Source organism: Acrocarpospora sp. B8E8, from assembly GCF_039871605.1.
Taxonomy (GTDB): Bacteria; Actinomycetota; Actinomycetes; order Streptosporangiales; family Streptosporangiaceae; genus Acrocarpospora; species Acrocarpospora macrocephala.
In genome coordinates this window covers 19,454-35,590 of the sequence record NZ_JBDPLV010000099.1, presented here as the reverse complement: position 1 = coordinate 35,590, position 16,137 = coordinate 19,454, and the positions used below count along the sequence as shown (strand labels likewise).

General features: G+C 68.1%; 16 protein-coding genes, 2 tRNA genes and 1 rRNA gene. 9 read left to right on the top strand and 10 right to left on the bottom strand.

All coding sequences use genetic code 11. From position 1 onward, the window contains the following. A 16S ribosomal RNA gene (locus tag ABGB08_RS49280) occupies positions 1-121 on the bottom strand; the annotation flags it as partial. Positions 122-824: 703 nt separating this feature from the next. On the opposite strand from ABGB08_RS49280, the gene ABGB08_RS49275 reads away from it, so the two are divergent. Beyond that, a complete protein-coding gene (locus ABGB08_RS49275) occupies positions 825-1,235 on the top strand; it encodes a hypothetical protein (protein WP_155361118.1) in 411 nt (136 codons plus the stop codon). 164 nt (positions 1,236-1,399) lie between these two features. Further along, positions 1,400-2,023 (top strand): NAD(P)H-dependent oxidoreductase, encoded by a 624-nt coding sequence (locus tag ABGB08_RS49270; RefSeq protein ID WP_347605750.1) that lies wholly within the window; start codon positions 1,400-1,402, stop codon positions 2,021-2,023. A gap of 55 nt (positions 2,024-2,078) precedes the next feature. On the opposite strand, the gene ABGB08_RS49265 is transcribed toward ABGB08_RS49270, so the two are convergent. The 3 genes from ABGB08_RS49265 to ABGB08_RS49255 all read right to left on the bottom strand — a co-directional run bounded on the left by ABGB08_RS49265 (position 2,079) and on the right by ABGB08_RS49255 (position 4,608). Continuing rightward, positions 2,079-2,155 (bottom strand) — tRNA-Met (locus ABGB08_RS49265). Between the two features lie 66 nt (positions 2,156-2,221). Then, the gene (locus tag ABGB08_RS49260; RefSeq protein ID WP_347605747.1) at positions 2,222-3,526 is read right to left on the bottom strand and encodes an AarF/ABC1/UbiB kinase family protein; all 1,305 of its coding nucleotides are present in this window, start codon (positions 3,524-3,526) and stop codon (positions 2,222-2,224) included. Next, positions 3,523-4,608 carry a ThiF family adenylyltransferase gene (locus ABGB08_RS49255; RefSeq protein ID WP_347605744.1) on the bottom strand — a complete coding sequence of 362 codons (1,086 nt, stop codon included), beginning with the start codon at positions 4,606-4,608 and terminating at the stop codon, positions 3,523-3,525. Before ABGB08_RS49255 ends, ABGB08_RS49260 begins: the two co-directional genes overlap by 4 nt. Before the next feature lie 169 nt (positions 4,609-4,777). On the opposite strand from ABGB08_RS49255, the gene ABGB08_RS49250 reads away from it, so the two are divergent. Both ABGB08_RS49250 and ABGB08_RS49245 read left to right on the top strand, forming a co-directional pair. Continuing rightward, positions 4,778-5,293, top strand: a complete 516-nt coding sequence (locus tag ABGB08_RS49250) for a M48 family metallopeptidase (RefSeq protein WP_347605741.1) — start codon at positions 4,778-4,780, stop codon at positions 5,291-5,293. Continuing rightward, positions 5,287-5,868 carry a hypothetical protein gene (locus ABGB08_RS49245; RefSeq protein ID WP_155361122.1) on the top strand — a complete coding sequence of 194 codons (582 nt, stop codon included), beginning with the start codon at positions 5,287-5,289 and terminating at the stop codon, positions 5,866-5,868. The genes ABGB08_RS49250 and ABGB08_RS49245 overlap by 7 nt, the downstream gene beginning before the upstream one ends. Here ABGB08_RS49245 and ABGB08_RS49240 read toward each other — a convergent pair. The 3 genes from ABGB08_RS49240 to ABGB08_RS49230 all read right to left on the bottom strand — a co-directional run bounded on the left by ABGB08_RS49240 (position 5,861) and on the right by ABGB08_RS49230 (position 8,734). Beyond that, complete coding sequence (locus tag ABGB08_RS49240; protein WP_347605738.1) at positions 5,861-6,868, bottom strand: endonuclease/exonuclease/phosphatase family protein; 1,008 nt, start codon at positions 6,866-6,868, stop codon at positions 5,861-5,863. The two genes, ABGB08_RS49245 and ABGB08_RS49240, sit on opposite strands and share 8 nt — an antisense overlap. A 78-nt stretch (positions 6,869-6,946) precedes the next feature. Beyond that, a complete protein-coding gene (locus ABGB08_RS49235) occupies positions 6,947-7,510 on the bottom strand; it encodes an NUDIX domain-containing protein (protein ID WP_155351131.1) in 564 nt (187 codons plus the stop codon). Between the two features lie 9 nt (positions 7,511-7,519). Continuing rightward, the gene (locus tag ABGB08_RS49230; RefSeq protein ID WP_347605753.1) at positions 7,520-8,734 is read right to left on the bottom strand and encodes a zinc-dependent metalloprotease; all 1,215 of its coding nucleotides are present in this window, start codon (positions 8,732-8,734) and stop codon (positions 7,520-7,522) included. 133 nt (positions 8,735-8,867) lie between these two features. Here ABGB08_RS49230 and ABGB08_RS49225 point away from each other — a divergent pair, with 133 nt between their 5' ends. From ABGB08_RS49225 to ABGB08_RS49205, 5 genes are all read left to right on the top strand, one after another. Then, a complete protein-coding gene (locus tag ABGB08_RS49225; RefSeq protein WP_347605735.1) occupies positions 8,868-9,938 on the top strand; it encodes an NAD-dependent epimerase/dehydratase family protein in 1,071 nt (356 codons plus the stop codon). A gap of 9 nt (positions 9,939-9,947) precedes the next feature. Beyond that, the gene (locus ABGB08_RS49220; protein WP_347605732.1) at positions 9,948-10,379 is read left to right on the top strand and encodes a molybdenum cofactor biosynthesis protein MoaE; all 432 of its coding nucleotides are present in this window, start codon (positions 9,948-9,950) and stop codon (positions 10,377-10,379) included. Between the two features lie 17 nt (positions 10,380-10,396). Next, positions 10,397-11,437, top strand: coding sequence for a PDZ domain-containing protein (locus tag ABGB08_RS49215; RefSeq protein ID WP_347605730.1), 1,041 nt, complete (start codon positions 10,397-10,399; stop codon positions 11,435-11,437). 175 nt (positions 11,438-11,612) lie between these two features. Further along, positions 11,613-14,534 (top strand): UPF0182 family protein, encoded by a 2,922-nt coding sequence (locus tag ABGB08_RS49210; protein WP_347605727.1) that lies wholly within the window; start codon positions 11,613-11,615, stop codon positions 14,532-14,534. Positions 14,535-14,676: 142 nt separating this feature from the next. Next, positions 14,677-14,750, top strand: a tRNA-Met gene (locus tag ABGB08_RS49205). A gap of 381 nt (positions 14,751-15,131) precedes the next feature. Here the strand turns inward: ABGB08_RS49205 and ABGB08_RS49200 are convergent. The 3 genes from ABGB08_RS49200 to ABGB08_RS49190 form a co-directional block, all read right to left on the bottom strand. Continuing rightward, entirely contained in the window at positions 15,132-15,314 is a 183-nt protein-coding gene (locus tag ABGB08_RS49200; RefSeq protein WP_155361128.1) for a hypothetical protein, read from the bottom strand. A 37-nt stretch (positions 15,315-15,351) separates the two neighbouring features. Then, positions 15,352-15,615 (bottom strand): WhiB family transcriptional regulator, encoded by a 264-nt coding sequence (locus ABGB08_RS49195; RefSeq protein WP_155341624.1) that lies wholly within the window; start codon positions 15,613-15,615, stop codon positions 15,352-15,354. A gap of 124 nt (positions 15,616-15,739) precedes the next feature. Then, entirely contained in the window at positions 15,740-15,994 is a 255-nt protein-coding gene (locus ABGB08_RS49190; protein ID WP_347605724.1) for a hypothetical protein, read from the bottom strand. Positions 15,995-16,137: the final 143 nt, after the last annotated feature.

Genomic DNA, 16,137 nt, shown 5'->3' with positions numbered 1-16,137 from the left:
TTACTCACGTGTTACTCACCCGTTCGCCGCTCGAGTACCCCGAAGGGCCTTTCCGCTCGACTTGCATGTGTTAAGCACGCCGCCAGCGTTCGTCCTGAGCCAGGATCAAACTCTCCAAAAAATGCTTTTCGAAGATGTTCTCCCAGCCAACATTCGACATGAATGTCAACCAAAGGAATCCGTCAAAATATGACGGGGTTGTGCATCATGCACTGGCTTTTAGCACACTGTTGAGTTCTCAAGAAACGCACACGAACACCCGAGGAACACGATCATGATGTGGTCCTGCCCTCAGGGGCGTCATCGTCCAGCTTGTGAAGCTTACGTCTCTGCTATGTCCGATATTTTTGCAGTTCATTTGGATCTTGTCAAACCGCCCCAACTTCGGACTCTTGACTCTAACCCGATCCAACTGCAGAAATTCCGACCACCCCGAATCCGGGGCAACCCCTCTAACTTACCAGACCATCATCCGCTTGGCGAACAGCTACCGGATCAGGCTTGTCATCGGGGGTGTCGGCTCGGCCGAGTCAGCCCACGACTCACCCGCGTAAGCGAGGAGGTGGATTGCGCCGGGCCGTACCGACTCCAGAAGACTAACAGTTCCGCCGAGTGCTCACGCCCGCAAACCGCAGGCGAGAGCCTGACAACCATCCAGGTCACTCGCGCATCTAAGTAGCACCGGTCGATCGGTTGGCCCAGCACGGAGGTGTGAACAAGCCGATGTCAAGCCAACCGCAATCGTCCCGGGATACGAATCAAGATGCGGGAGTCACCGCCGGCGCCAACCTGACGCCCGGTCTCCTGTCGTGGAGGTGGCCATCATGACGCAGCGGTCCGAGTTCGACGACATCCGCGCACACATCACGGCCGAGGGCACGCACGCGGGCGATCTCCTTCGGATTGCGCGCGAGTTGCTGGACGACCTTGAGCAGGTTCGCATGCGGGAAGCGACCTTGCGTACCTACTATCTGGCGCTACTCACCGCCAGCCGGGCGAGTGTGGCCGCGCAGGCGGCGGGCTCGGATGAGCCCCTGCTCTTCGTGATGCACGAGTTGGCCAAACACGGCCAGTTGCCCACAGGCGAGGAGGTGTCGCGGATCCTGTCCGACGCGACCGCGGCGCAGGCCATGCTCTCCGCCATGGGCCAGACCCCGCCGCCGCCCCGGCGGACGGGCCCCAGCAGCAGCCGGTTGCGCCGTTGCGTGGGGATAAGCCGATCGCTGCCGCACTGATCGCGGTTCGCCCTCTTTCCTCCCGCGCCTGACGCTGTGACGGCCGTTCGGCCGTCATGGCGGGGGGCTCCTCTTCATGGCCTATTTGGCGCTTGACTAAGCGGACCACAGTCCATATCGTTCCGTCGAGGAACCGGACCACAGTCCAATTAGGAGGGTCTTTCATGAGCAGGTTGCTGCACATCTCCGCATCGCCGCGGGGATCCGCTTCACACTCGCGGGACATCGCCGACGCGTTCCTGGCCGAGTATCAGGACAGTCATCCCGACGTCCAGGTCGACCACTACGACCTCTGGGACGGGACTTTGCCCCAGTTCGGCCCGGCTGCGGCGGGCGCCAAGATGACCGTCTTCGGCGGCGGAACGCCAGCGGGCGAGGAGAAGGTGGCCTGGGAGGCCGCAGTCGCGACCTTCAAGCGTTTCGACGCGTACGACAGGTATCTGTTCAGCGTCCCCATGTGGAACGGGGGCGTGCCGTACATCCTCAAGCAGCTGATTGATGTGGTCAGCCAGCCGGGCATGGCGTTCGACATCGACGGCGAACGGGGATATGTCCCCCTGCTCACGGGGAAGCGGGCGGCCGTGATCTATACGAGCGCCGTGTGGGCTCCCGGGCTCGGGATCGAATGGGGGCAGAACGCGCAATCGCCGTACTTCGAGGGCTGGCTGCGCTGGGCGGGAATCAGCGACATCCAGGACATCCGCTTTCATCCGGCATTGTGGGGTGACTACCCGGCCGAGCTGAAGAAGGCCGCGGAAGCGGCCCGCGAGGTCGCCAGGACCTTCTAGCGCACATGCAGACAAAACGAAGAAAGGCCCGGAGGTTTCTCCGGACCTTTCTTATTGGTAGCGGGGACAGGATTTGAACCTGCGACCTCTGGGTTATGAGCCCAGCGAGCTACCGAACTGCTCCACCCCGCGTCGTTGTGTAGACCAAGACTATCCGGGCCCTCACTCCAAAGCAAATCAGCCGAGTGACCTCTCTGATTACGCGGCGAAACCCGGCACCCAGCGGATCACTTCGTCCTTGAACCGCGCTGTGGTCCCGAGCTGGCACAACACCCCGATTCCGGCCGCGTGCACCCGGTGAATCAGCACGTACGACGCCGGCAGATTCAGCTGCCGGACCACATTGCTGGGGCGCAGGTCCGCCACGCTGGCGGCCTGCGCCTGTAGCCATTCCCGGCTGAAAGTGAACTCCTCCACCTGAGTCGGTTCAACGTAGGGCGCGAGAAACCCGCGCAGCGCCTCCACGTCCACCGTGATGTGCGGAAGGATGAACCCTTCGTCCCGGAGCCCTTGGACCACGGTCGTCATGTCACCCTGGTTGAAGATCCGGGTAAGTCGCCCGAATACCGGCGGATAGCCGTCCGGCAGGTGGTTGACCGCGCCGAAGTCGAGCACGCCCAGGCGCCCGTCGTCGAGCACCCGGAAGTTGCCCGGATGGGGATCCGCGTGCAGCATCCCCACCCGCCCGGGTGAGGCGAATAGAAAGCGCACCAGCAGCAGGCCGGCGCGGTCCCGCTGTTCCCGGGTGCCCTCGGTGATTATTTTTGAGAGCGGTGTGCCGTCCATCCACTCGGTCACCAGGATCTGCTCGTTGGCCGCGATCACGTCGGGCACGCAGAAATCCGGGTCGTCCTTGAACTCCAGGGCGAACGCGTGCTGCGCCTCCGCCTCCTTGAAGTAGTCGAGCTCCTCGACCACCCGCTCCTTGAGCTCCCCGAGCACGGCCTTGATGTCCAGCCCGGGCAGCAGCACCCCGAACAGCTTGCCCAGTCGGGCCAGCTGGTTGAAGTCCGACATGAGCGCCCGGCCCGCGCCCGGATACTGGATCTTCACCGCGACCTGGCGCCCGTCGTGCCAGACGGCCCGGTGCACCTGCCCGATCGACGCCGCCGCGGTGGGCCGATCATCGAACTCCAGGAAGTTCTCCCGCCAGTCGTCGCCGAGCTGCTCGGTCAGCACCTTGTGCACGACCGCCGCCGGCAGGGGCGGCGCCGCGTCCTGGAGCCGGGTGAGGGTCGCCCGGTACGGCCCGGCGATCTCGGGCGGCAGCGCCGCCTCGAAGATCGACAGCGCCTGACCGAGTTTCATCGCGCCGCCCTTGAGCTCGCCGAGGATCTTGAATATCTGCTCGGCGGTCCGCTGCTGGATCTCCTGAGCGACGACCTCCGCGGATATGCCGCCGATGCGTTTGCCCAGCCCCAGCGCGGTACGCCCGGCGAACCCGAGCGGCAGGGCCGCCAGCTTGGCCGAGCGCGTCACGGCGTTGCGCGGTAGGTCAGTCACGCGACCATTGTTAGCGCAGCCTGGGGGTTTCGACTACAAGGGCAGCGTGGATGCGGCTGCCAGGACCGCTGCCGCCAGCGTCGATCAGGCAAAATATCTACTGTGCCATTACTCACAGCGGGCTTTCCGCCGTCGAGGAAAGCAAGCGCATGACCGGCGGCCAAGCTCGCCACCAGGGCGGACAGCACGGTGTCGCAGGCCGCTTCGCCGCCGGGACGGATCCTGAGCGCGGGCCAGCCGGGGTCGCGGTCGCCACGGGTGAGATCCAGGCAGTCCAGGCACGCGGTCTCGCCGGGCAGCACGAGCGGGCCGACGCCGCCGCAGCCCTCCTGGCAGGTCACCAGCAGGTGCGGCAGGCCGCGCTCGGCCAGGTCGCGGATCAGGAGGGGATCCAGGGGTTCCATGGGGGCCAGCACGACCAGATCCGGCCCTTGGGCACCGTCGCCGAGCCCGGAGGCGGTCCGTCCCGGCCAGGCGTTCACGCTCGGCGTCTGGGCGCGGGCCAGGGCGACGGCGCCGTCTTCCCGGGGTGACCCGACCTGGGCCCAGCCCAGTCCGCCGGGGACGACATCGTCATTGCGCGCGGTGCCCGGATCCACCACACAAAGGTGTCCGATTCCGGCCGCCGCCAGCAATATCGCGATCTGGGCGCCGACCCGGCCCGCGCCGTAGATCCGGACCTGGGTGTCGCGGCGTCGGGCCAATGCTCCGATTCCGCCGTCCATGCCGGAAAAGGAGAGGGTGGCGAGATCAGGCCGGAGGCGCTCCCGCTCGGCTGTGGTGAGGGTGGCGTCCGGCCGTACGGACGCGTCGTCGAGCAGGCCGCGAACCGCCAGGAGTTTGATCGTTTCCGTCACGGCGCCCGGGTCCAGCTCGCTGGTGGCGATGACCTGGTCCAGCGTTCTGGTGCCGTCCAGGGCTTCGATCAGCCGCCGTACGGGCGGTTCGACGTCGGCGAGGACGACCGCGCGGGCCGGATGTGAGCCGAATTGCAGGGTGCGCGAATCTCGCGCCCGCATCCGCAGGATCGGCTTCAGTCGCGGGCGGGCAGGCCACCCCGGATGTGCGTCACGCAGTCCCATAGCCGCGTGACCCTGCCATACTTCTTGCTTCTGGAGAGCGCCGATTTTCCGCTCTGTGGATAACCCTAGAGGTCAGCGGGGCTGTTTAACATCAGGGAAACGCTGATTGACCAGGGAGAACGTGTTGCACCCCCTGTGGAATTCCGCGCGTGTCGGATACCTTGCATATGTGCCCCCCGAGACAGTCGAGGTTCGTCGGAGCGCACGACGGCGGCGAACCGTTTCCGCATATCGCGATGGTGACAAGACCATCGTGCTGCTACCCGCTGGTCTGAGCACGACCGATGAAGAGCAGTGGGTCAGGCGCATGCTCGATCGCCTTGCGGCCAAGGAACAGCGAAAACGGCCCAGCGACGACGACCTCCTTGATCGCGCCCGCGAACTGTCGGCCCGCTACCTGGACGGCAGGGCCGAACCCGCGAGCGTGCGCTGGGTGGGGAACCAGCTGCACCGCTGGGGCTCCTGCACGCCGGACCATGGCACGATCCGCCTGTCGGCCCGGTTGCGTGGCATGCCCGCCTGGGTGGTCGACTATGTGATCATGCACGAGCTGACGCACCTGCTGGTGCCCAGCCATGGCCCCCGCTTCTGGGCGCTGGTGGAACGCTACCCCAAGGCCGAGCGGGCGCGCGGGTTCCTTGAGGGATTCTCCATGGCCGCCAGTGGATCAGCGGAGGAATGTTGACCGATCGTATCGCGGCGGTGCTCGTCACCCCCGAGCAGGGTGACGCGGCGCCGCCGGGCGTGGATCGTGCCGCGTTCCTGCTCGCCCTGGCCGAGGACACCTACGAGATCGTGGCCGGGCTGGAGCTCGTCCGGCCGGTGATCCTGTCGGCGGGCGTCGCCGGGCTTGAGGAGATCGCCTGGCCGGGGACGCCGGTGATCACGATCGGCTCGCCGGAGAAGGCGTTCGCCGCGCTGCCCCCGGCCGACGAGGCCGTGGTGGTCAGCGCGGACGCGCCGGACCTGCCGCCACTGCTGATCGGCAAGCTCTTCCGGGAGCTGGGCCGGGCCGAGATCGCGGTCTGCCCGGCCGCGAACGGCGGCGCGGTCGCGATCGCGGCCCGCCTGCCCTTCCCCGGCTGGGCGACGCCCGAGTTCGACCGTCCCGACGTGGTCGCGCACCTGCGCGGTCAGGCTCCCGGCCCGCGCCGGGTCGCGACCGGGCCCGGCTGGCACCGGCTGCGCACGCCCGCCGACATCGCCCGCCTGGATCTGGGCCTGGAAGGCTGGGACAACACCCGGGACCTGCTCAGCTGAGCGAGGCGGGCAGCCGCAGTTCGGTGAACAGGGCCCGATGGTCGGTGTCCCGGATGGTGTGCGCGTCCACCGCGAGCACCTGGACACGGGAGTCGACCAGCACGTGGTCGATCGTGATCATCGGGGGTGTCGGCCAGTTGGCGGGCCAGGTCGGGATCAGTCCCGCGCCGACGACCTCGGCCGCGTCCACGTAGCCCTTGCCGAGCACCTGGCGGAACTCCGGGTGGTCGAGCGTGGCGTTGAAGTCCCCCGCCATGATCCGGATCGCGTCGCCACCGGCCGCGGGCATCGACGCCACGCCGGCCCGCCACTGCTTCGTGCCCTGTTTCACCGGGTTGACGGGGTGCACGGCGGCGATGTCCACGGGCGGAGCCCCCGGCATGAGCAGCCGCGCGTAGGGCATCACATGCCCCCGGCCGGGTGCGAACTCGGGCAGGATGGTCAGCGGAAAGCGGGAGTACAGGCCGCCTCCCGTGGCCGCGCGCCGGGGCATCAGATGCGTGTACGGCAGGATCTGCTCCAGCCCTTCCCGCTCCAGCGAATTCGCCGCCCACGGCGTCAGCTCCTGCACGCTGAGCACGTCCGGCCGCAGCCGCCGTACCAGATCGAGCAGGGCGCCGAAGTCCGCGTCCCCCATCATGATGTTGATCGAGAGCACCCGCAGCGACGCTCCGGCGGCCGGCGCCTGGTCGGCGGCCAGCGCGCGCGGCGTCACCTGCGCCAGCAGGCCCGCCGCCGCGAGCAGCCCCACCACGGCGGCGGCCCGCGCCCGGACCAGCGCCGCCGTCAGAACCGCCGCAAGAGCCCCAACCGCCACGTACGGCGTTGCGCTGCTCGCCATCACCCCAAGCACGCCGAACCGCAGCCCGGCCACCTGGAACAGCGCCCAGGCCGCGCACGGCACGACCAGGAGCCACGCCAGCCGCCGTCGCCCCCGCCCGGGTTCGCGACTCGGGGTCGCGATGACGCCCCCCACCTCGATGACGTCCGACTCGACCACTCTCCTCCTGTTTCACTCTTGACCCTAGCCAGCGCGACAGCGCCGATCGGCAGCGGATGTGTGCGGATTCGGTGCAGGTTAGGCCAGCTGTTCCAGCGGCTCGCCCCGCAGGACGGCGCGGGCCCGCCTGGCCAGCCGCCGGGTGGCGTCGTCGGTCGGCTCGGGGATCCGGGCCAGCGGATACCAGCGCAGGTCGAGCGACTCGTCGCTGATCACGGCTTCGGCCTCGGGCGGGGCGATCGCGCCGTACTCGACGTCCAGATGCCAGCAGCGCGGCGGATGGCACCACACCTCATGCCGATCCAGCGCCAGCGGCCCGGGCAGCAGGGTCAGCCCTTCGATGCCGGACTCCTCCCACGCCTCGCGCAGCGCTACGGCCGCCAGGGAGGTGTCGCCGGGCTCGCAGTGGCCGCCCATCGGCAGCCACATCCCGGCCTTGGGATGCAGGGTGAGCAGGATCTTCTCGCCGTCATGCGACAACACCGCGGTGGTCGCGGTCAGGTGGCCGGGCACGCAGGCCCGCCACATCGCGTCGTCGTGATCGGCCAGATGGGCCAGGAATTCCTTCCGGAGCAGTTCTTCCGCCTCAGTGGGAGCAACCCACCCATCTAGTACGGCTACCGCGTCTGTGTGCAAAGTCACCCAGAAAGCCTACTCTGTGTCACCGTTCGGCTTCTCTCCGGGTTCCTCGTCCAGCATGCTCAGGTCGAACTCGGCCTCGCCCTTCACGAATCTGGACGGATCATCCAGGTCCGCGGGCGTCGGCATGAGATCCGGGTGCCGCCACACCGCGTCCCGCCCGTCCAGGCCGCGCTCCGCGCCGAGCGAGCGCCACAGCGTGGCCGCCTCGCGCAGCCGCCGGGGGCGCAGTTCCAGGCCGACCAGGGTGGCGAAGGTCAGCTCGGCGGGGCCGCCGGTCGCGCGGCGGCGCCGTACGGTCTCGCCCAGGGCGGCGGCCGAGGGGAGCTTGCCCTCGGCGGCGGCGTCCACGACGGTCGACACCCAGCCCTCGACCAGCGCGAGCGCGGTCTCCAGGCGGACCAGGGCGGCCTTCTGGCGCTCGGTCTCCTCCGGCTTGAGCAGGTCGCCGCCGCTCAGCAGCTCCTGCAGCTGCTCGGGGTTGTTGACGTCCACCGCGCGGAGCTTGTCCTCCAGCGCGGCCACGTCCACGGTGATGCCCCGGGCATACTCCTCCACCGTGCCGAGCAGGTGGCCGCGCAGCCATGGCACGTGCTGGAACAGGCGGTGATGGGCCGCCTCGCGCAGCGCCAGGTAAAGCCTGATCTCCTCGGCGGGCGTCTCCAGGCCCTCGCTGAACGCGGCGACCCCGCCGGGCAGCAGCGCGGCCGTGTCCGACAGCGGCAGGCCGATGTCGGTGGAGCCGATCACCTCGCGGGCGAGCGTGCCGAGGGCCTGGCCGATCTGCTGGCCGACCATCATGCCGCCCATCTGCTTCATCATGCCCATCAGCGGCCCGGCCATGGCCTGCGCCTCGGCGGGCAGCCCGGAGGCGCCCAGCGTGCCGCTCATGGTCTCGACCATCCGCGCCGCGACCGGATCGCACAGCTTCTGCCAGACCGGGGTGGTCTTCTCGATCCACTCCGATCTGCTCCACGCCTGGGGATTCGACACGCCGCTAGGCAAAGTCGTGGCCTCATTCAGCCACAGATCAGCCAGATTGAGGGCGTCGACGATCTGCCGTCGCTCGCCTTCCATCACACTGGGATCGCCACCCTCGGCGAGCACCGCGTGCCTGGCGATGTTCTTGGCCATGTCCCAGTTGACAGGCCCGGAACTTTGCGGCGCCGACAGCATGTCGGCGAACTGCCGCATCGCCGCGGCCATCTGCTCCGGGTTGCCGAACATGGCGAACGGATTCTCGTTGGGGTCGTTTTCGCGACCTGGCAGGTCAGTCACCGCGCCACCTCGTGCAGGATGGAGGAGTCCACATCCGCCACGTTATCCGTCGTGGGGCGGATCAGTGCAAAGTGAGGACCTCGTGCCGACCTCGAAACGCCATCGTCCGCCCGTCGTCGCCGTCACCGGCGCGGCCTCCGGGATAGGCAGGGTGTTCCTCTCGAAGGTCGCCTCGTCTGCGGATTTCCGCCGCGTCGTGGCCATCGACGACCAGCGCGGCGACGTCCCGGACGTCACCTGGCGGGTCCTCGACATCCGAGATCCGCTCTTGGCGAACCGGATCTCCGACGTCGACGTCCTGGTGCATGTGGCGGGCGACTTCGGGCTGGACGCCGAACCGGCCGAGCGCCGGGCGTACAACATCAGAGCCGCCCAGACCGTGCTGACCGCCTCGGCGGCGGCGCGGGTGCGCCGGGTCGTGCTGCTCACCAGCGCGATGGTGTACGGCGCCGCCGCCGACAACCCGGTCCCGCTGGCCGAGGACGCCCCGGTGGCGGCCGCGCCGGACACCGGTGTGGTCGGCGACTACCTGGAGATCGAGTCGCTGGCCCGCCGGGCGCTGCGGGTGCATCCCGGGCTCGAGGTGACCGTGCTCCGGCCGGCCGCCCTGGTCGGGCCCGACGTGGACACCGTGGTCACCCGGCACTTCGAAGCGCCCCGGCTGCTGGTGGTCAAGGGCTGCCTGCCGCGCTGGCAGTTCTGCCACCTCGACGACCTGGTCTCCGCGCTGGAGCTGGCCGCGCTCGGCCAGGTCACCGGCGTGGTCGCGGTCGGCTCCGACGGCTGGCTGGAGATGGAGCAGGTGGAGGAGGTGTCCGGACTCCGGCGTTTCGAGCTGCCGGCCGGGCTCACCTTCAGCACCGCCCAGCGGCTGCACCGGCTCGGTGTCACCCCCGTCCCCGCCACCGATCTGCACTACGTCGTCTACCCGTGGGTGGTGGCCACCACCGCGCTGCACCAGGCGGGCTGGAAACCGGCCTGGACCAACGAGGCCGCGCTGCAGGAACTGCTGTCGCACCGCGAGGGCAAGCACGCGGTCGTCGGCCGCCGCCTGTCCGGCAAGGACGCCACGATCACCGCCGCCGGAGCCACCGTCGCCGTCATCGGCACGGCGGCGATCGTGCGCGCGGCCCGCCGCAAGAAGAGGATTTAGACTCGGCGCGTGGACGTCATCCGGTTGGTGGAGATCCGTGACACCGCCCTGTCGGTGGACGAGGTGCTGCGCGCGGTCGGCGATCACGCCGCCGGCGGCACGACGCTGTTCATCGGCACCGTGCGGGAGCAGGACGAGGGCAGGCCGGTCACCCGGCTGTCCTACTCCGCGCATCCGAGCGCCGAGGCCGAGTTGCGCCGGGTCGCCGAGAAGGTGGCCGCCGACTTCCCGGTGACCGCGCTGGCCGCGGTGCACCGGGTCGGTGACCTGGAGCTGGGCGATCTCGCGGTGATCGTGGCGGTCGCCGGCGCGCATCGGGCCGAGGCGTTCGCCGCGTCCCGGCGCTTGATCGACGACCTCAAACGTGAGGTTCCCATTTGGAAGAACCAGCTGTTCGCCGACGGCTCCGCGGAGTGGGTCGGCGCCTGCCAGGGGTCATGAACGAATAGAGTCTCCGCATGTCCCGACGTGCTCTCACCTTGATCGTGGCGGGTTTCCTGACGCTCACGCTGGCGGTCGGCGGTGCCATGCTGCCGGTGCCGTACGTGGTGCTGAGCCCGGGGCCGACCGAGAACACCCTTGGCGACGTTAAGGGCAAACCGGTCATCAACGTGCAAGGCAGGCAGACCTACGCCACTACCGGCACGCTCAGCCTGGTCACCGTGGCCTACCAGGGCGGGCCTGGCAACCGGATCGGGCTGCTGACCGCGCTGCGCGGCTGGTTCGACTCCACCATCGCCGTGGTGCCGGAGGAGACGATCTTCCCCAAGGAGCGGTCGGTCAAGGAGGTCGAGGAGCAGAACACGGCCGAGATGGCGGGCTCCCAGGACACCGCGACCGCAGCGGCGCTGAACCAGCTGAGGCTGCCGGTGGAGGACGTGGTCAAGGTGTCCACCGTGGACAAGGGCACGCCCGCCGACGGGAAGCTGCTGCCGGGAGACATGATCGTCGCGGTGGACGGCACGCCGACCGCCGACCCCGACGCCGTCGTGGCCGCGGTGCAGAAGCACAAGCCGGGCGAGAAGATCGTGTTCACGGTGGAGGGCCGATCGGCCAAGACCGATGTCACCGTGGTCAGCGCGGCCGCCAAGGACGGCAAGGCCGTCGTCGGGGTGCGGATGGGGATGAGCTACAAGTTCCCCTTCAAGGTGGACTTCAGCGTGGGGGACGTGGGCGGGCCGAGCGCCGGTCTGATGTTCTCGCTCGGGATCTACGACAAGCTCACCCCCGGGGCGCTCACCGGCGGCAAGGCCATCGCGGGCACCGGCACCATGCGGCCCGACGGCCAGGTGGGCCCGATCGGCGGCATCGAGCAGAAGATGGTGGGCGCCCGCAAGGCCGGGGCCACGATCTTCCTCACCCCCGAGCTGAACTGCGCCGCGGCGCTGGCCGCGGTCCCCAACGGGCTGCGGCTGGTCAAGGTGAAGAACCTGGACGGGGCGATCAAGGCGCTGGACGCGCTGCGTACCGGGTCCGGGACGGTCCCCTCCTGCTCCTGAAAGCTTTACCCTTCGCGGATCGCCGTCCACAGGGGGAGGCTTTGTCCACAGGGCCGGTCCGGAAATCACAGCCGGGCTTTTCGCGGTGTAGGTTGCCAGGCACGGACCGTTGTGCTCTCTGAGATTTATTAAGGGGTTGGCGTTGAGCTTCCGGAGCCCCGGAGCCGGTCGGGCGATGCGCTTGCCCCGCCGGCCGCGACTGCTCATTCCCGTCGCGATCACCCTTGTGGTGCTCGTGGTGGCACTGTTCATCTTCGCCGGGATCTACACCGATTACCTGTGGTTCGACTCGGTCGACTTCACGCCTGTTTTCTCCACCATGCTGCTCACGCAGATCCTGCTGTTCCTGGCGGGGGCTGTGCTGATGGTCGGCATCGTGGGCGGGAACATGGTGCTCTCCCACCGGATGCGGCCCATGTTCGGCCCCGGCATGTTCGGCAACGCCCAGGGTGCCGATCGTTACCGGCTGGCCGTCGATCCGCACCGCAAGCTGGTCTTCCTGATCGGCATGGCCATCCTCGGCCTGTTCGCCGGCTCCTCCACGGCCGGGCAGTGGCGCACCTGGCTGCTGTTCCAGAACGGCACCCCGTTCGGGCAGGCCGACGCCGAGTTCAAGCTGGATCTGTCGTTCTTCATGTTCACCTATCCGTTCCTGCGGATGGTGCTGAACTTCCTGTTCACCGCCGTGATCCTGTCGATCATCGCGGCCGCGCTGGTGCACTACCTCTACGGCGGGTTCCGGATCCAGACCCCCGGTGGCGTGCACGCCTCCCGGGCGGCCCGCTCCCACCTGTCCGTCCTGCTCGGTGTCTTCGTGCTGCTCAAGGCGGGGGCCTACTGGCTTGATCGGTATGGTCTGGTCTTCTCCGACCGGGGCAAGGTCTTCGGGGCGTCGTTCACCGACATCAACGCGGTGCTGCCCGCCAAGGGCATCCTGGCGATCATCTCGCTGATCTGCGCCGGGCTGTTCTTCGCCGGGGTGGTCCGGCCGGGCGGCATGCTGCCCGGGGTGGCGCTGGGCCTGCTCGTGCTGTCGGCCGTGCTGATCGGCGGCGTCTACCCGGCGCTGGTCGAGCAGTTCCAGGTCAAGCCCAACCAGCAGGCCAAGGAGCAGGAATACATCAAGCGCAACATCGACGCGACGCGTAAGGCGTATGGGGTCGATACCGCCGTCGTGACACAATACAGCGCGAAGACCGACGCGTCCGAGGCCGTGCTGCAGAGCGAGTCGGCGGCCATTCCGGGCATGCGCCTGCTCGACCCCAGCCTGCTGTCCCCGACTTACCAGCAGAAGCAGCAGATCAGGGGTTACTACCAGTTCCCCGAGCAGCTCGACATCGACCGCTACCCGACGCCGGACGGCAAGTTCCGCGACACCGTGGTGGCCGTCCGCGAAATGGGCCTGCCGCCCAACGAGCAGCGCAACTGGATCAACGACCACCTCGTCTACACCCACGGCTTCGGCGTCGTCGCCGCGCCCGGCAACGCGGTGGACGGCAGCGGCGTGCCCAACTTCAGCGAGAAGGACATCCCGCCGACCGGCAACCTGGGCAAATACGAGCCACGGGTGTATTTCGGGGAGAGCTCGCCCGAATACTCCATCGTCGGCGGCCCCAACAGCACCAACCCGGTCGAGCTGGACTACCCCGAGCAGGGCGGCAGCGGCCAGAAGAACAACACCTACACCGGCCAGGGCGGCGTCCCCATCGGCGGCGTCTTCACCCGCTTCCTCTACGCGCTGAAGTACGGCGAGACCAACCTGCTGCTCAACTCGAACATCAACGAGGACTCGCGGATCATGTACATCCGCAAGCCCATCGAGCGCATCCAGCAGGTCGCGCCGTTCCTCACCCTGGACCGGGATCCGTATCCGGCCGTGGTCGGCGGGCGGATCGTGTGGATCGTGGACGCGTACACGACCTCGGACGCGTACCCGTATTCCGAGCCCAAGAGCCTCGAAGAGCTCACCACCGACATCTCCACCTCGCGCCTGGCCGTGCCGCAGGTGCCGCGGGACATCATCAACTACATGCGCAACTCGGTGAAGGCGACCGTGGACGCCTACGACGGCACCGTCACCCTCTACGAGTGGGACTCCAAGGACCCGGTCCTGAAGACCTGGCAGAAGGCGTTCGGCGGGATCATCAAGCCGACCGCGCAGATCTCCGCCGAACTGCGCAACCACCTGCGCTACCCGGCCGACCTGTTCAAGGCCCAGCGCGAGATCCTCACTCAGTATCACGTCACCAACGCCAACGCCTTCTTCAGCGGCCAGGACTTCTGGAAGGTCCCCGAGGACCCGGCCACCAAGAAGAGCAAGCAGCCGCCGTACTACGTGACCATGAAGATGCCCGGCAGCACCGAACGGTTCTCGCTGACCACCACGTTCGTGCCCAACGGCCGCCAGAACATGGCCGCCTTCATGGCCGTCGACGCGACCGCGGGCGCCGACGCGAAGCTGGAGATCCTGCAACTCCCCAGCAATACCGCCATCCAGGGTCCACCACAGGCGCAGAACACGTTCCTGTCCAACACCACGGTCTCGCAACAGCTGAACCTGCTGCGCGGCACCGGCGGCGCCACCGAGGTGCTGTACGGCAACCTGCTCACCCTCCCCTTCGGCGGCGGCCTGCTCTACGTCGAGCCGGTCTACGTCCAGCCGAAGGAGGAGACCTCGGGCCGCTTCCCGACCCTGCAGAAGGTCCTGGTGCTGTACGGCGAGAAGGTGGGCTTCGGCAACAACCTCGAAGACGCCCTGAAACAGGTGTTCGGCGGGGTTACCACCACGCCCTCCACGAACCAGCCGGAGACCACCAACCCCGAGCAGACGGAGAACAACACTCCCCAGGCCGCGACCCTGGCGCAGACCGTCGACAAGGCCAAGAAGGCCTATGACGACGCCCAGGCGGCCCTGACCGCCAACCCGCCCAACTGGGCGGCGTACGGAACCGCACAGGCCGCGCTGAAGGCGGCGCTGGAGGAACTGGCCGCCCTCCAGAGCGCCGCGCCGACAACGCCCGCGTCCGCCTCACCGTCACCATCACCTTCGGCCTCACCGAGCTCGTCTCCGGTGGCCGCGGCTTCGGGTGGGCCGTGACACATCGACCGGGTCCTGGCGTCTCAGCGTGAGCCGACGGACCTGATGCCAACCGGGACCCCCGCATCGACTTCGGTGCGGGGGTTTTCCTATTCGGTTTGCCTAGCCTCCCGGCTGTGGATAGAGTTAAAGCACACACCAACGCGGGGTGGAGCAGTTCGGTAGCTCGCTGGGCTCATAACCCAGAGGTCGCAGGTTCAAATCCTGTCCCCGCTACTCATATGTGAAGGGCCTTGGTCATCGACCAGGGCCCTTCACCGTTCCCAGGGCCTCGGGGGATCACGGGAGATCCCGAGGCGGCTCCCCGGAGGCTTGCCTGCTGGCTGGGCTCGACATGGAACTGCTCGAGCGGCGCAGCGAGTTGAAACCTGCGATCCCTTCTGGGGCACGTCGGACATGGGATCCAGAGGCGTGACAGACGTGAGGCCAGGGGCCACGTCAGGCGTGAGGATCCAGAGGCACGTCAGGCGTGAGATCCAGGGGCATGTCGGACATGAGGATCCAGGGGCACGGGGTACGTCTGGCATGAGGATCCAGGGGCATGTCGGGCGTGAGAAAGGCCCGGGCCAGAAGGCCCGGGCCTGGGGGAGGGCTCGGTTAGGCGCGCGCGAGCGCGGCGCGGAGGCGGGCGGACGCACGCTCGGCCTGCCGGCGTGCCTTCTGCACGCTCCTGACTCGGCTGGCGATGCTGTGCTCCGCGGCCTCCTGGTGGAGCCCTCGTATTCGTTCGTCTACCAGATCTTTGTAGATGGTCGAGGCGGCGAGGGTCTGGATGCTCATGGCAGTTCTGCTTTCTGTGGAAGAGCGTGGTCGGGGGTTAAGCGGCGACGGGAGTCTTGCGGGGACGCCCGCGCGGCCGCTTCCGGGGAACGATGGTTCCCCGCAGGATGAGTTCGCCGCCCCAGACGCCCCACGGCTCCTCGCGCTCCAGCGCGCGGGCCAGGCAGGCCTCTCGGATCGGGCAGCCTCCGCAGAGCGCCTTGGCGAACTCCACGTCCTCCGGAGACTCGGCGAACCACAGGTCGGGCTCGGTACGACAGGGGATCTCGGCTTCGATCAGGTCCATGACCGGGGCCGCCATCTGCGTCACCTTCTTTGGGATTGGTTTGGTCGGATGTCCTCTTCGATGCGGGGATACGTGGCCGGACAAACAAGAAGGCCGCGGATCCGGTGTGCGGATCCGCGGCCTGGAGAGTGGAGACCGGTCAGGTTGTGACTGGTTCTCTCCAGGCATATTGCGGACCCTGCACTCCGCCATTGGCGGTGTGGCTGGTCGGTGCGTCGCCCATCAGGCGGTCCGTGTGGACCGCGACATAGGCGGCGGGGGCGTGGGTGGGCACAAGGGTGGCGCCGATGAACGCTTCCGGACGGAAGGCCTTCTCCTGGCGCAGTTTCGCTTGCGCAGCACCCGCACGCGCGGTGGCGAGCCACGACGGCGACGACATTCTGCTGTTCTCCACTGGGCTCACCTCCACTCGAATGCGATTCGCCGGACAGGACCGTCCGACTTGCTTGAGCATGACCCTAAACGGGAACCCGACAACCGGGCAACCTATTTTCTACCTGGGAATATACGGCTGGCCGAACAGAAACGAGCGGTGCC

Coding starts and splice junctions, on each gene's coding strand:
- ABGB08_RS49245 (WP_155361122.1), top strand. CDS start 5,287: ATGTTGACCGATCGTATCGCGGCGGTGCTCGTCACCCCCGAGCAGGGT.
- ABGB08_RS49275 (WP_155361118.1), top strand. CDS start 825: ATGACGCAGCGGTCCGAGTTCGACGACATCCGCGCACACATCACGGCC.
- ABGB08_RS49210 (WP_347605727.1), top strand. CDS start 11,613: ATGCGCTTGCCCCGCCGGCCGCGACTGCTCATTCCCGTCGCGATCACC.
- ABGB08_RS49195 (WP_155341624.1), bottom strand. CDS start 15,615: ATGGCGGCCCCGGTCATGGACCTGATCGAAGCCGAGATCCCCTGTCGT.
- ABGB08_RS49215 (WP_347605730.1), top strand. CDS start 10,397: ATGTCCCGACGTGCTCTCACCTTGATCGTGGCGGGTTTCCTGACGCTC.
- ABGB08_RS49200 (WP_155361128.1), bottom strand. CDS start 15,314: ATGAGCATCCAGACCCTCGCCGCCTCGACCATCTACAAAGATCTGGTA.
- ABGB08_RS49270 (WP_347605750.1), top strand. CDS start 1,400: ATGAGCAGGTTGCTGCACATCTCCGCATCGCCGCGGGGATCCGCTTCA.
- ABGB08_RS49230 (WP_347605753.1), bottom strand. CDS start 8,734: ATGTTCGGCAACCCGGAGCAGATGGCCGCGGCGATGCGGCAGTTCGCC.
- ABGB08_RS49255 (WP_347605744.1), bottom strand. CDS start 4,608: ATGGGACTGCGTGACGCACATCCGGGGTGGCCTGCCCGCCCGCGACTG.